Genomic DNA, 14,024 nt, shown 5'->3' with positions numbered 1-14,024 from the left:
AATGAAACCTCTTGTCCAAAAAATCCGCACCGTTTTCGGATCGATGCGAACTGCGCACGGCAAAAGACCGCGCCAGGGTGCTCGCCGTGCCTTGCGAATCGGGATCGTGCTGCTGGTGCTGGTCGCCTTCGGGTTGCTGCTGCGACTGACTGTGATGCAACCCCCTAGCGTTTCGGTGGCCACCGTGCAGCGCGGCAATGTCGTCGACGAAGTGAAAGGCTCCGGAACGGTGACGGCCGATGCGCTGGCCAATATTGCCTCGAAAATCACCGGACGGGTGGAGCAAGTCTTCGTCGCGGAGGGCGACAGCGTCAGCAAGAACCAGATCCTCGCCACGCTCGACCAGGATGGTCTGCGCCATCAGGTCGAGGTCGCCCAGGCGCGGCTGGACGCTGCCCGCATCAACGCCGAGCAACGCCAGCGCGAATGGACCCGGGAGAAACAACTTGTGGCCTCCGGTTCCGTCGGTGTCGAGGAAGCGCAGCAATACCGCGAGCGCAACGCCGTGGCGCAAAGTGCTGCGCGCGTCGCCGCGGCGGAGCTCGGCAAGGCGACATACGAACTGTCGCTGGCCGGCATCCCCTCTCTGTCGGACGGCATAGTCACCCAGCGCTGGGTGGTGCCGGGGGCCTCCGTGGTCGCTGGCCAACCGATGTTCACGATCGCCGACACCCATCTGATCTACGTGGATACCTTTGTCGACCAGAATGTCGCCGGACGCATCCGCAAAGGTGAGGTGGCGACGGTCATCCTGCGCGGCCGCGAGCGCCAGCCGTTGCCGGGGCACGTGCTGCGCATCCGCCCCCGCGCAGATGCGGCGACCGAAGAAACCGTGGTGGAAGTGAGCTTCAGCATCCCGGCCGACCAATTCCAGCTCGGCCAGTGGGCCAACGTCTACATCCGCACCGGCGAAGCGAAAGATGCACTGGTGGTGTCGCAGATGGCGCTGATGCCGATGGGCAACGATCTGTTCGTATGGGTGGTTGGCGCCGACCACACACTTCACCGCGTGCGTGTGACCGTGCTGGCGCGCAGCGCGCGGTCGTCAAAGGTGGCGGTCGTCGGTGACGATCTCCATGCCGGCGATCGCGTGGTGCTGATGCCGATGGGGCTGAGGCCCGGTGAAACGATACGTCCCGAGCCGGTCAAGGCCGCGATGTCGATGGGCATGGGGATGGGGATGGGGATGGGGATGGGGATGGCACCGTGAATCTTGCACTTCGCGACATCAGCTACCACCGCTTTAAGTTCTTCAGCTCCACGCTCGGCGTGTCGCTGCTGATCATGGTGGTGATGGCAATCGGCGGCATCATCCGCGGCGTCATCCTCGACTCGGCCACCATCATCAACGAGACGGGGGCGGACCTGTGGGTGGTACAGGCCTATGGTGCCCACCCGCAAGGAGGGACGCTCGGGCCGTTTGTCGAGACATCTCGCCTGCCGCAGCAGGTCTATCACGCGATCGAGGCGATCCCCGGCGTGGCACAGGCGAGTCCGTTGGCGACGGCGTGGGAACACGTGGAAGTGATGCCCCACCCTACCCGGCTGATGAAGTTCATGTACATCAACGCACTGCTCAACACCGCCAGCATGGTCGAGCCCGGCTGGATGGCCATGCCGAAACTGCAGCGATTCATCGTGATCGGCTACCAGCGCGGAAAAATAGGCGGGCCGCCGGTGATCGTAGCCGGCCGCGGCATCGAGTCCAGTCATTACGAGATCGTGGCTGACGTCAAGACCGGTTTCCAGCTCGGGCAGAGGATGCGCCTGGGCAACTTTGACTACACGGTAGTGGGGCTGACCAAAAACATGGTGGGTTTCACCGCGGACCCAGTGATCTACACCACGCTGGTGGACGCGCAGAACATCATTTTCCAGCAGGACCCCAACCTGTTGCGCAGTCAACGTCCCTCGGTTGCGCAGCCGTTCACGGAGCTGGCTGCCACCCAGCCGCGGCTGGCCGCACCACTAGCGACCACGGCGGCCGCCATGGCCACAAGCACACGTTTCATCAACGCAATCGCGGTCAAGCTGGTACCCGGCGCATCGGCGCAAAAAGTCGCGCAACGGATCACCCACTGGCAGCACCTGCAGGTCTACACTGCGTCGCAGGCGGTGAACCTGCAGCTGATGGGCTCCAACCGCCTGATCCTGTTTCAGCTGGCGCTGTTCCGCGACATCCTGGTGCTGATCGCGGGCATCGTCATCGGACTGATCACCTACACGTTCACGCTGGACAAACTACATGAGATCGCCATGCTCAAGCTGCTCGGTGCGCCCAGCGGCGTGGTGTATCGCATGATCCTGCAGGAGGCCTTGTTCATGGGCCTCGTGGGCACCCTGGTCGGCAGCGCCCTGGAGCTGCTGATCGAGCCGTACTTTCCGCGGCGCGTGCTCGCCACCTATGGCGATATCGCCCAGATGCTGGTGGCAATGGTGATCGTCGTCGTGCTTGCCAGCGTGCTTGCCGTGCGCCGGGCGATGCATGTCGATCCGCGCAGTGTGCTGGGGGGAGGCTGAGCATGACTGCCAACTACGCCATCCACGCCGAAAATCTGTCGATGGTCTACGGGCGCGGCCCTACCCAGGTGGAGGCACTCAAGGGCGTCGAATTGGCCGTGCGGCCGGGCGACCTGTGGGCGATCATGGGTCCCAGCGGTTCGGGCAAGACGACGCTGCTGACCATCCTCGGGCTGGTTACCACGCCGACCGGCGGAAGCCTGCGGATCGACGGGGAAAACATTTATGACGGCAAGCAGCCGGATCTGGCACGACTGCGGCGCGAGAAGATCGGATTCATTTTCCAGTCGCCCAACTTGATCCCGTTCCTGACCGTGAGTCAAAACGTCCTGCTGCCCCTGCATCTGGCGGGGGTTCGCGGCCAGCATGCCGAAGCGCGGGTGCGGGAGTTGCTGGGCTATCTCGACATCGCCGACCGCGCCGACCTGCATCCCAACCAGCTGTCCGGCGGCGAGCAGCAACGAGTGGCCATCGCCCGCGCGCTGGCCAACAACCCTAAAATCATCCTCGCCGATGAGCCCACGGCCAGCCTGGATACGGAACGCGCGTTGAATGTCATGCGTCTTTTGCGGCAGGTGACCAACGAACAACATGCGGCCGTGCTAGTGGTCACCCACGATCACCGCTTGATCAAGGAAGTCGATCGTGTGGTCCAAGTCATCGATGGTCGAATTGTCGATGCCATATCCGATGCACCGACCGGAGCTCAGGAACCATCGCGGGGCCCTGAGCGATGAGTGCCGGCAGTGCGAACCCGGGATGCGGCGACAACACGATCTTGGGCAAGTCGCGGTGCAAGGAGCTCGCATGAGCAGTTGGAGCGTCGGTGAACTGGCCATGCGCGCCGACATGTCGACAGAATTGTCAGCGCTGCTACCAGCGCCGCTGCAATGACCGTAGCAGCGGGGTCAGACGCGTGCGGTTTAGGCGTCCGCGGCCTGTTTGATCGCATCGGCCTGGGTCGGATAGTCGTGGATGACGCGGGCCAGCGTACGCAGACCGACCCTGGCAACCAGCGCCAGGGTGATCTCGTTGATCATGTCGCCGGCATGCCGGGCAACTATCGTCGCACCGAGGATGCGGTCGCTACGTTCGTGGACATAGATCTTGACGAAACTGGCCTCCTCGTTGTCGGCAATGGCCCGATCGGTGTAGGCGCACCAGGGTATGGTCAATGCACTCAGCCGTTGGCGGCCGGGAAACGGCGCATTACGGACCGCGATCCGCGCCGATGCCTCGGCAGTATGGGTAAACTTGTGCTCCAGGCAAACATCGCCGACCGCATAAATGCGCCGATTGCTGGTGCGTAGAAAATCGTCAACCCAAATGGGGGTTATAAGCTCAAACCGGCGGAATTTCTCCAACAAGGGGTTTGCTCCCGATACCGGGAAAATCGTACGTTAAGGCATAGCCGGGCTTGCATCACCCTGTAGCGACGCGATCAACGGGCAGGAGACATTTCCCTGCCGTAGATGGCAGGCGCACACAAGTTCGGACAGCACCGACTCCATGCGTGCCAAGTCGGCCATCTTCTCGCGAACGTCCTTGAGCTTGTGTTCAGCCAGGTTGCTGGCTTCTTCGCAGTGAGTGCCATCGTCCAGCCGCAGCAGCTCTGCGATCTCGTCCAAACTAAAGCCCAACCGCTGAGCTGATTTCACAAACCGCACCCGCGTCACATCTGCCTCGCCATACCGGCGAATGCTGCCGTAAGGCTTATCTGGCTCCGGTAGCAGGCCCTTACGCTGATAGAACCGGATGGTCTCCACGTTGACCCCGCCCGCCTTGGCAAAAACGCCAATGGTCAGATTCTCAAAAATGGTTTGCATATCGCCTAACTCCGTACATAACTACGGAAGTAAGGTTACGCTATCCATTCCAAATTCAAAAGGACAAACGCATGTCTGAACCACAAAACGGGCGCGGAGCGTTCTTCGCCGGCTGGCTGGCCGCCGTCCTCGCCTCTACCTGTTGCCTTGGGCCGCTAGTCCTGGTCGCTTTGGGAATCAGCGGAGCATGGATCGGCAACCTGACGGTGTTGGAGCCGTATCGACCAATCTTCATCGGCGCGACGTTGGTGGCGCTGTTCTTTGCCTGGCGTCGCATCTTCCGACCGGCCGCAGCCGGTAGTCCAGATGAGGTCTGCGCAATCCGCAGGTGTGCACCCTCTACCGGCTCATTTTCTGGATCGTGGCCGTGTTGGTCTTAGTCGCGCTTAGTTTTCCCTATGTCATGCCATTTTTTTACTAATCAGGAGTTCACCATGGAAAAACTGTTTGCCTCCCAGGCTCTCGTCGCCGTCGTTGCCCCCGTGTTGGCCACCAATCAAACCGTCCCGCTGTCCATACCAGGCATGACCTGCGCAGCCTGTCCAATCACGGTCAAAAAAGCCATCTCGAAAGTCGAGGGTGTAAGCAAGACCGACGTGAGTTTCGACAAGTATGAGGCCATTGTCACTTTCGACGATGCCAAAACCAGCGTCCAGAAGTTGACCAAGGCGAACGAGGACCGGCGTTTTTCAAGGTACTTGTCGCGTCAACCGTCTAACTATGCCGCCCTTTTCTCGACCTGCTGCTCCCGATCCGGGTTCAGCATCACCGTTCCTATTGGCTCCCAGTTTCGCGTTCGTCCAGACCAGCGTTCAGGGTTTTTCTCCCGGGCTTGTTCGTACAGCTCATGACGCCGAGCCAGGATCTGCTGATCCTGCCTTTGGTGCCGTTCTGCCTGTGTCACGAAGCGGATCCGGCTATGCCGGTGCTCGTGGTTATACCAACGCATAAAATCCCTTACCCAACCTCGTGCGGCGTCCAGGCTGGCAAAGCCCTCTGCTGGCCATTGCGGGCAGTATTTCAACGTCCGGAACAGTGATTCCGAGTACGGGTTGTCATTGCTCACGCGCGGTCGGCCACGGGACGGCGTGATTCCCAGGTCATGCATTTTGCTCAACAGCGTCAGCGATTTCATCGGTGCACCATTGTCCGAGTGCAACACCAGTGGCTCGTGCAAACACTGCTCGCCGATCACGCTACGTTGCAGTAGCGCAGCCGCCTTCTCGCCGCTTTCTTCTTCGTAAACCTCCCAGCCCACGGCCTTGCGGCTGTAAATATCCTCGATCAAGTACAGGTAGTAATACTTACCACGCACTGGCGAGGGAAGGTACGTGATGTCCCACGACCACACCTGGTTGGGACCTTTGGCTGCGTGAGTCGTCGGCGTGGCGTGGCGCCTGGGGCGCTGGCTACGACCACGATGCTGTTGTTGGCCCGCCGCACGCAGTACCCGATAAAACGTCGCTTCCGACGCCAGATAGCGCTGTTGGTCGGCCAACCTCGGTACGATCTGGCTGGGCGGCAAATGGGCGTAGGCCGGGCTGTTGCACAGGTTCATGATCGCTTGCCGTTCGACCTCGCTCAATGCATTGCGCGGCGTTGGTCGCACGGTGGTTGTTCGGGCGTCAGCCTGAACAGCCTCGGTTTCGGTCCATCGTTGCAAGGTTCTGAGTGAGAGGCCGACTTCCTGGCAGGCCCTGAGCTTTCGGGCTCCAACCGCGATGGCTTCACTTAACCAGCTCACCAGTAACTGCCGTTCCGGCAAGGCCGTCAGTTGTCCTCGTTGTCGATCCCCCAGTAATCGTTGAGCTTTTTTCGTAGCACCAGCAACGCAGCGGTTTCAGCCAGCGCCTTATCTTTACGGCGCAGTTCGCGCTCAAGTTCCTGGATGCGTTTCTTGTCCTTACGGGCTTGTTCGCGATCGTCTTTTTGCTGGGCTTTGTCTGCCTTCTGGCCGTTGATGCAGGCTTACCGCCACGCCTTGATTTGTTCCGGGTACAGGCCTTTACGGCGGCAGTATTCACCCAGCTCAATTTCGGACAAGCCGGCGGCTTCAAGGACGACCGCAAACTGGGTTTCGGCTGTCCAGTTCTGGGCCGATGGGATGTTCTCGGGCACTGCGTTTCCTTCAGAGCTGGCCTTTCTGCGCCAGTTGGCCAATGACATGTCGCTGACCCCTTCGCGCCGAGCAACCTCGGCCTGACCGAAGCCGAAGCCCATGCACAAAATATCGAAACCGACAGCCGTACCCTGAGCCTGGACAATGTGCCTCGTGCGCTCGCTAACTTTGACACCCGCGGCTTCATCAAACTGGTGGTTGAGGCAAGCTCTCGGCGACTGATTGGAGTTCAAACCGTGGCGCCAGAAGCGGGCGAGTTGATTCAGACCGCCGTGCTGGCCATTCGTAACCGGATGACGGCGAACGACCTGGCTGAGCTATTGTTCCCATATTTGACAATGGTTGAGGGACTCAAGCTCTGTGCACAGACCTTCACAAAGGACGTCAAGCAATTGTCATGCTGTGCCGGATAGCAGAACAATCGAAAATTGGTTTCGTGGGCAAAGCATCTTTATACGATCAAAAACCTCATAGGCAGCCGATCAGCGTCATCTCAGCCATGAGTTGCTCTCGGTTAAGTTGTTTGTGCGGTATCGCCATGAACAAGTTTACTCGTTTTTTGATGTGCGCTACGGTCGCATCGAATGCATCGTTGATTTGATCCGGTGATCCGCTAATGTCGGATGGATCTGCCAGCCCCCAATGGGCTTTTATCGCAGTACCAAACACGATTGGACAAGCCTCTGCAGCCGCTTTGTCGCATACAGTAATGACGAAATCGGGATCAAGAAAACGGTGAATTTCGATTGACTTACTGAACAACTCTTCGGCGATGATCCCCTCGCGTTTAAGCGCCTTTAGACTCTGCGGATGAATTAAGCCGGAAGGATGGCTGCCCGCACTGAACGCTTGCATTCCAGAGGGGGCGACACTATTAAAGATGGCTTCGGAGAGGATACTGCGACAACTGTTGGCGGTGCAGACAAATAAGATTTTCATCGTTGAAACTCATATACATAGTGAAATATGTTGGCACGAGTATCGCCAAAACAACTGCAGTTCAAACCGCTCAGCGCTAGGCTTGCAGTGCGCTGACCCACTCCTCGACGGAGATGCTCAGATAACCTGTAATCTCCAATGTTCGATCTTCTAGGGCATCGTGTTCTGGATGCATATGCTGCCACGCTCCTACCACCATATCGCGATGGGTCAATAGCGCCTCAATCTGTGGACGAAACAGTCTCAGCATTGAGGTCAGCCAGAGGTTGGTCGGCCAGGACGGATAAGCATGATCTACTGAAAAATCTTTCAGCATATTGATCGTGTCGGTTGAAGAGTACCAAGTTTCACCTGTCACCCAGCGGTTGCAAGCAAAAAGTCCAATTGGTAGCCCCCATGGATCCATCGAGATTGCAATCAGATGAGCAATCGCTTGGTCGCCTCGCGGCCACTCTTCGCTGGCCTGAGGATAGTCCATGGGGGTCACGCCTGAAGCGATGCCCTGTGCACGCATAAAGGTATGGAAATGTCCATGCTCAAGGCCACCCTCTCGATGGGCGTGGTAGTAGTATTGAGCGTGGCTCTCCTGATCGAACACATCACCGTCTGGATAATGGTTCATCTCGAAAAAACCTTCATGCCCCTTAATCACCTCCCCCACCACGTTGAAACCGGCTTTACTTAGTGCTCGCTGACAATCGACAATGACCTTGGAGGCTGAAAGCATCTCATGACGCGATGCCTGTGAAATCGAACCGACTTGCACGATGGGGATAGGTAACTCAGCTAATGCCGAACTGAATCCTGTGGGCTGGTCGTTCATCTTTTAATCCTGAGAATAGTGGTTACGAAAGGCTACGCCTCTGAATCTGGTATCTACGATGTGATTGCTCGACTAGAGATCCATTTTTGGCCTAAGGACTCTTTGCCGCAGGAGGATTTGGCTTAAATTGCCGCTGTAATGTTTCTATGTATGCCACCAATGCAGCTAACTCTTTGGACTCCCATTCGAGTGGAGCAGCTGCCATAGGGGCCACCATACAGACTTGTATCATCTCATCTAGAAACACGTGAGACATCCCAAACTGATTTTTACTCATGATCACTTCATGGGGATATGGTCGGGAGAAGGAAGGCTGGAACATATTTAGGCCCTGATGACAGGTGTCGCAGGAGAGACCGTTGCTACTCAGAAGTTTGTCTTTGAACAGTTTTGACCCCAATGTTACAAGCTCACTTTCATTGCCTTGATAGGGCTTGTAGTTAGCAGGCCGTTTAACTTCCTGTGCGGAACAAGGATAAGCTTTAGCAATACATGGATTTGTCGCTGCACAAGGGTTTGTGCCCTGTGAAGGGGGTGTCACAGCATATTTGTTGGCTGCGTAACCATTCTGCGCTGTGTATAGTGTGGAAAGTTCGGTTGAAGGTGGCTTTGCTGCATTCGAGGCCGCCATTATCGGCTCAGCGAGGGCCATAGTCAGTACTGCCGCGGACGCCATTGAAGCCAGCGGTATGGTTGCGTTGAGAGCTTTTTGGGATATCTGAAACGTGCTCATGGTGACTCCCCGACGTAAGCCATCCTAGAAAAAGCAACGGCTTTTTCTGTCATTTACAAGGAGTCAGATGAATCCATCGCCAATTCGTTACAGGTTCTCTTGGAGATTTTGAACGAGAGAATCATGGCCAGGTATTTTTTGACCCGGCCGTTTTCTAGCTCAAAGCACAGCCCGCTCGCCAGCAGCTTTAACAAGGAATTTTGCATAGCAGATCAGCTATCAGATCATCATTTAGATTTAAATACTTCGGCTGATGTGAAGCACTTGAACTATCAGGCCGCTCCAGAGAGGCCATGGAGTTCGTCCCTCAATAAAAAGCAAAAGCTTCAGTATAGACGGCTTAACTTCGAACGAGGAAAGGCAACACAGAAAAATATTTAAATCCTAGGGATGCTCCGATCAACTTGCCGAACGGCGGCGGCAAGTCGAAATTTCCTCGGGACGCACCGCTATTTGCCAAAAAACGACCGATGCTTCGTGTATTGAGGGCTATTTCGTCTGGTCTTCCGTGTTAAGCACGCAACTCGCCCATACCCATCAGCTGTTTTCGAGCCATCCACAGGTTTGACAGGGCGAACAGCGTGGTCAACTGAGCTGTGTTTTTCATCAGTCCACGAAAGCGCACTTTAACGTAACCAAACTGCCGCTTGATCACCCGAAACGATGCTCAACCTTGGCCCGTGTCTGAGCTTTGCAGTACTCGATCTTGGGCTTGGCTTTGACAGCAGGCTGCGTTTATTCAACTTGGAATAGGTGCTGCGGCGCGCTGCGATTTGCCAGATCACTTCACGATTTTCATGCTCTTCACGCTTCTCGACACCGGTGTATCCAGCGTCCGCATACACCGCGTTTTCTTCGCCATGCAGTAGCTCGGCGACCTGTGTGACATCGGCCACATCGGCGGCGGTGCCATGGACGTGATGAACCAATCCCGACTCTGCATCGGCGCCAATATGGGCCTTCAGTCGGGTAAAGCAGGAGTGTTACCACTCCTGCCTCCCCTAAGAACCGTACTTGAGAGTCACCCCTCATACGGCTCAAGCCTTCCAGCAGCCTGAGTGAGACCGGGCTACCTGACGATGCGCTCTTCGGCGCTCAAGGTAAGACGTCCATGCCGGGTCGAACGGGTTCGCTGCACTGCATATTTTGATATGCCGAACAATCGAAACACTGGCGGTGGCAAAAAGCCAAGCGGGTTGACTCATGCCACGTACTTTTTCCTTGCTGGCGAAAATCCAGTGCCGTTGACCCACTACACGAAAGTATCGTTGTTTTACCCAATGGGCACTTTTCATGGCATGCCGGCGGACAGCCCAGCGCCATAACACTCGCCAAATCTGGTGGTCGATCCACGCGAAACGCTTGGCGGCGACAACATGGCGATGATACATGGCCCACCCCCGGATCACCGGGTTCAGGACCAGGATCAAGTTAGCTTGCGTCGCCGCCTTGTTTCCGTTTGTGATTTCCCGGACCTTATCCAGAAGCGCTTTCACACTCTTGCGAGCCGGAGTGATGAGTAGCTTGCCGGCGTACTTACGTACGTTCAGGCCCAGAAAATCGAAGCCTTGCGAGATGTGCGTTATGTGAGTCTTTTCATCAGAGAGTTCCAAGCCGCGCTCTTTCAGGAATGCCTCAATTGCAGGTCGAACCTGATGTTGCAGGATAGCCTTCGAAGTTCCCGTGATGATGAAGTCATCGGCATATCTAACGACGTGTATCTTGAATGGCTGTCGCTTTCGGTCCGTCGAAGCCACGCTTGTGTGGACAACATGCTCCAGCCCATCCAACGTCCAATTCGCAAGTATCGGGGAGATGATTCCCCCTTGCGGGGTTCCTGCCCCCGTTGCGAACAAGGCTCCCTGATCGACATACCCGGCTCGAAGCCACTTATGCAGAACCACTTTCTCCATGGGTATGTTGGCGAGCAGCCAATCGTGGCTGATATTGTCAAAACAGCCTCGTATGTCACCCTCAAGTACCCATTGCGCCGAACTGCGTTTCGCCAGTGCATTGAAGCAATGTGCGATTGCATCGGCCGTGGATCGCTGTGGCCGAAACCCATACGAATTTGGATCCGCACGCGTTTCTGCCACCGGCTCAAGTGCCAGTTTCCACAGCGCCTGCATGGCGCGATCCCGCATCGTTGGAATTCCCAGCGGGCGCTTCTTGCCATTACTTTTGGGTATGTAGATACGTCTCAGCGGTTGAGGGCAATAGCCTCGGTGCTGTAACGCTTGTACTCCCTTCGATTTGGCCACAGGGGTTGACCAGATCTTGCCGTCAACGCCCGGTGTTCTCTTGCCTCTATTCTCCGTCACTCGTTTCACGGCCAACATCTTGCCGTTGTACGAGCGAGTCAGCAGCCGCTGCAAGGCTTGCACCTTGCCCCATCTTCCTTCTCGTGTTGCCTTGGCGATACGTACCTGGAGTCGTTTCACTTGCGATTCGATTTGGCACCAGGATAGGGGCCAGATCGAATCGAAGTTCGAAGATGCACCCGTGCCCGCCGCTGCTTGTGCATGGGATGTGAGCACTACCATCTGCTTTCCTCCGTACAACGATTGATCAGGTTATTTCGCCATGGAAGACCTTGTGGAAGTCTGCTCGCTTTCGCGCCAGATGATCTTTCAACCTGTATTCGCCCCATTACAGGGCGACCTTCGCTTTTTCCACATTCCTTTACCCGCAGCACCAACAGCTTGCTTTACAGCTCACCTGCCGAAACCGGCAGCGCTACGGGCTTACCCTGTTCCACATGGATTTCCGAACGGGTCGGGCTCCTCGATTTCGCCGGCGGCACCACATCCACGAGGGGGTATTGGTAAGACCCCCTACCTGTCCGCATACCTTTTGGTTCAAGCCTGTCAGCATCTTTGGCTTGGCTATTTTGACGACGTTTATATGAGGTTCACGTGTGTTAGCCGTACCTGTTCATCCCTAGCACCTCTCCGCCTTGATGCTGGCAGATTCGGTCTTGCCTCGCGGTTCGACCTACCGTGAATATCGGCGGTTACATTGTCCCCAGAGCTTCAGACCCAGCTGTTACCGGCTACGCCTGTCTGGGTAGGGAACGATTGGTGGAACAATCGGTTCCGTCGGGCGTTAACCTGCGGAACAGAAACCCATGCGACTTTCAGGTCGCACTCCCGAAGAAATACTGATTACCTTAATGAGATGGTCAGCCCGGTTCGAGAAATCCGGTGAGTCTAGACTTACCGGGTTTCTCTCTTTACCGAAGGAGGATCTCTCATGAGTACGTTGACGCTTCTGGGTATCGACATCGGCAAGAACACCTTTCACCTGCATGGCCAGGACGGCAGAGGAAATCAGCTCTTGCGCAAGAAACTAAATCGCAGCCAGTTATTGCCGTATCTGGCGCAGTTGCCGAACTGCAAAATTGCCATGGAGTCCTGCGGCGGTTCGCAGTGGCTGGCTAGGCAGATCGAAGGCTTAGGCCATCGCGTGCAGTTAATTGCAGCGCAGCATGTGAAGGCCTACGTCACCGGCAACAAGAATGATTTTATCGATGCAGAGGCCATCTGCGAAGCCGCGTCGCGCCCCAGAACCCGCTCGGTTGCGGTAAAGACCCTTGAGCAGCAGATCCTGTCGACTGAGCACAAGCTGCGCAAGTCTTGGGTGGATAATCGCACGCGAATCATCAACCAGGTGCACGGCTTTCTGCTGGAGTTTGGCATCATTTTCCCCATTGGGAATGCTGCTCTGGAACAGGTGCCCGCGTTAATGGAGCGCCATGAGCTGCCGATTCGACTGTGTAATGCGGTTGAGCGAATGTTGCTCGATATTCAACGCCTGACGAGAGATATCAAGGCGATCGATGTCGAGATCAAGCAGCAATTGTCTGAGGACGCCGCAGGCATACGCCTGTTGAGCATCCCCGGCATCGGCCCTCTCACCGCGAGCGCGCTGGTGGCCGACGTTGGCGACGCTTCGACGTACAAAAGCTCACGCGACTTTGCCGCCTCACTCGGGTTGGTACCTCGACAATATTCAACCGGCGGCAAGACGAGCTTGCTCGGCATCAGCAAGCGCGGCGACAAGTATCTGCGCTGCCTTCTGGTGCAAGGCGCTCACGCCTTGATGATCCGAATTGAAAAGCGAAACGATGCCCTCGGGGCCTGGGTGAGAAACCTTTTGGCGCGTAAGCCGCCAAACAAGGTCGCCTGTGCGCTGGCCCACAAAATGGCAAGAATCGTCTGGGCTGTCTTAGCCCGAGGTGGGAGCTACAACGTTCAACAAATGGCTTGATCCAACTGAGTGACTACCGGCTTTTGCGACGACAGTGATGATGACGATAAACGGCAGACATCCCGACTGAAATCCTGAAGACCAAGATAGCTTTTTTGCAGCTGGTGCCTTTATCAAGGACAGTGGGGAGCGACTTCTCATCAAGGGCCGAGCGCTAATCACTGTGCTCACCATGAGCCCGGATACATTAGCGCAAGCATGCTTTACCGTTTATCAAAGCTGGGTTGCAGGAGGCGGGCTGACCATACATTCTTGGTCTGATGTATCTCGGGATCGCGCTTGCCTTCCTCGTTCTTGGTGGAACAGGGGGCATGAATAATGGTGGCATCGACGATAGTGCCTTGACGCAGCGACAGGCCGTTTTCTTGTACATAACCGTTGATGACCGCGAGGATCGCAGGTGCGAGTTGATGCTTCTCCAGCAAGTGCCGGAAGTTCATGATCGTAGTGTCTTCCGGGATCGGCGCGCTCAACGTCAGGCGTGCGAATTGGCGCATGGGCGTGATTTCGTAGAGCGCTTCTTCCATGGCCGGATCGCTCAGGGAGAACCAGTTCTGCAACAGATGGATGCGCAGCATGGTTTCCAGCGGATACGGTTTACGGCCACCGCCGGCCTTGGGGTAGAACGGCTCGATCAGCCCCAGCAGGCCTGTCCAGGGCACGACCTGATCCATCTCGGCGAGGAAGCGTTCGCGGCGTGTCTGCTTACGTTTTCCGGCGTATTCGAAATCGGAAAAGCTCATCTGGCTCATGGGCAGCTCGGATCAGGTTGTCAGGCGTATTTCAGCACAGTTG

At 56.7% G+C, this 14,024-nt stretch carries 10 protein-coding genes and 6 pseudogenes; 7 read left to right on the top strand and 9 right to left on the bottom strand.

Features of this window, described 5'->3' with window-relative positions; translation table 11 throughout:
- Position 1 precedes the first annotated feature (1 nt).
- Genes AC07ZE_RS30335 through AC07ZE_RS30325 form a run of 3 tightly spaced genes read left to right on the top strand, consistent with a single transcriptional unit; the run spans position 2 to position 3,257 of the window.
- The gene (locus AC07ZE_RS30335) at positions 2-1,210 is read left to right on the top strand and encodes an efflux RND transporter periplasmic adaptor subunit (RefSeq protein WP_138739390.1); all 1,209 of its coding nucleotides are present in this window, start codon (positions 2-4) and stop codon (positions 1,208-1,210) included.
- Positions 1,207-2,520 (top strand): ABC transporter permease, encoded by a 1,314-nt coding sequence (locus AC07ZE_RS30330; protein ID WP_137807370.1) that lies wholly within the window; start codon positions 1,207-1,209, stop codon positions 2,518-2,520. The genes AC07ZE_RS30335 and AC07ZE_RS30330 overlap by 4 nt, the downstream gene beginning before the upstream one ends.
- A gap of 2 nt (positions 2,521-2,522) precedes the next feature.
- A complete protein-coding gene (locus tag AC07ZE_RS30325; RefSeq protein WP_137807371.1) occupies positions 2,523-3,257 on the top strand; it encodes an ABC transporter ATP-binding protein in 735 nt (244 codons plus the stop codon).
- A gap of 186 nt (positions 3,258-3,443) precedes the next feature.
- Here AC07ZE_RS30325 and AC07ZE_RS30320 read toward each other — a convergent pair whose 3' ends face one another.
- Entirely contained in the window at positions 3,444-3,887 is a 444-nt protein-coding gene (locus AC07ZE_RS30320) for an oxidoreductase dimerization domain-containing protein (protein WP_057978534.1), read from the bottom strand.
- 33 nt (positions 3,888-3,920) lie between these two features.
- Positions 3,921-4,346 carry a mercury resistance transcriptional regulator MerR gene (gene merR / locus AC07ZE_RS30315; RefSeq protein ID WP_057978532.1) on the bottom strand — a complete coding sequence of 142 codons (426 nt, stop codon included), beginning with the start codon at positions 4,344-4,346 and terminating at the stop codon, positions 3,921-3,923.
- Between the two features lie 71 nt (positions 4,347-4,417).
- On the opposite strand from merR, the pseudogene merT reads away from it, so the two are divergent.
- Both merT and merP read left to right on the top strand, forming a co-directional pair.
- Positions 4,418-4,767: pseudogene (gene merT, locus AC07ZE_RS30310) on the top strand (mercuric ion transporter MerT).
- A 13-nt stretch (positions 4,768-4,780) separates the two neighbouring features.
- Positions 4,781-5,026 (top strand): annotated as a pseudogene (gene merP / locus AC07ZE_RS30305) (mercury resistance system periplasmic binding protein MerP); the annotation flags it as partial.
- A gap of 38 nt (positions 5,027-5,064) precedes the next feature.
- On the opposite strand, the pseudogene AC07ZE_RS30300 reads toward merP, so the two are convergent.
- Positions 5,065-6,566: pseudogene (locus AC07ZE_RS30300) on the bottom strand (IS3 family transposase).
- On the opposite strand from AC07ZE_RS30300, the pseudogene AC07ZE_RS30295 reads away from it, so the two are divergent.
- A pseudogene (locus AC07ZE_RS30295) lies at positions 6,543-6,878 on the top strand (oxidoreductase dimerization domain-containing protein); the annotation flags it as partial. The pseudogenes AC07ZE_RS30300 and AC07ZE_RS30295 overlap by 24 nt on opposite strands.
- A gap of 55 nt (positions 6,879-6,933) precedes the next feature.
- On the opposite strand, the gene AC07ZE_RS30290 reads toward AC07ZE_RS30295, so the two are convergent.
- The 5 genes and pseudogenes from AC07ZE_RS30290 to ltrA all read right to left on the bottom strand — a co-directional run bounded on the left by AC07ZE_RS30290 (position 6,934) and on the right by ltrA (position 11,503).
- Positions 6,934-7,404, bottom strand: a complete 471-nt coding sequence (locus AC07ZE_RS30290) for an arsenate reductase ArsC (protein ID WP_057978531.1) — start codon at positions 7,402-7,404, stop codon at positions 6,934-6,936.
- A gap of 76 nt (positions 7,405-7,480) precedes the next feature.
- Positions 7,481-8,227, bottom strand: a complete 747-nt coding sequence (locus AC07ZE_RS30285) for a DUF6969 family protein (RefSeq protein WP_057978529.1) — start codon at positions 8,225-8,227, stop codon at positions 7,481-7,483.
- Positions 8,228-8,318: 91 nt separating this feature from the next.
- Positions 8,319-8,960 carry a cytochrome c peroxidase gene (locus tag AC07ZE_RS30280; protein WP_082631619.1) on the bottom strand — a complete coding sequence of 214 codons (642 nt, stop codon included), beginning with the start codon at positions 8,958-8,960 and terminating at the stop codon, positions 8,319-8,321.
- Between the two features lie 511 nt (positions 8,961-9,471).
- Positions 9,472-9,925 (bottom strand): annotated as a pseudogene (locus AC07ZE_RS30275) (IS5 family transposase); the annotation flags it as partial.
- Positions 9,926-9,997: 72 nt separating this feature from the next.
- Positions 9,998-11,503, bottom strand: a complete 1,506-nt coding sequence (gene ltrA, locus AC07ZE_RS30270; RefSeq protein ID WP_057978527.1) for a group II intron reverse transcriptase/maturase — start codon at positions 11,501-11,503, stop codon at positions 9,998-10,000.
- A gap of 709 nt (positions 11,504-12,212) precedes the next feature.
- On the opposite strand from ltrA, the gene AC07ZE_RS30265 reads away from it, so the two are divergent.
- A complete protein-coding gene (locus tag AC07ZE_RS30265; RefSeq protein ID WP_057978525.1) occupies positions 12,213-13,229 on the top strand; it encodes an IS110 family RNA-guided transposase in 1,017 nt (338 codons plus the stop codon).
- A 251-nt stretch (positions 13,230-13,480) separates the two neighbouring features.
- Here the strand turns inward: AC07ZE_RS30265 and AC07ZE_RS30260 are convergent.
- Positions 13,481-13,981, bottom strand: a pseudogene (locus AC07ZE_RS30260) (IS5 family transposase); the annotation flags it as partial.
- Positions 13,982-14,024: the final 43 nt, after the last annotated feature.

Source organism: Pseudomonas sp. GW101-3H06, from assembly GCF_059424605.1.
The sequence above is the reverse complement of the archived record's forward strand: the minus strand, read 5'-3'. Positions and strand labels throughout refer to the sequence as shown.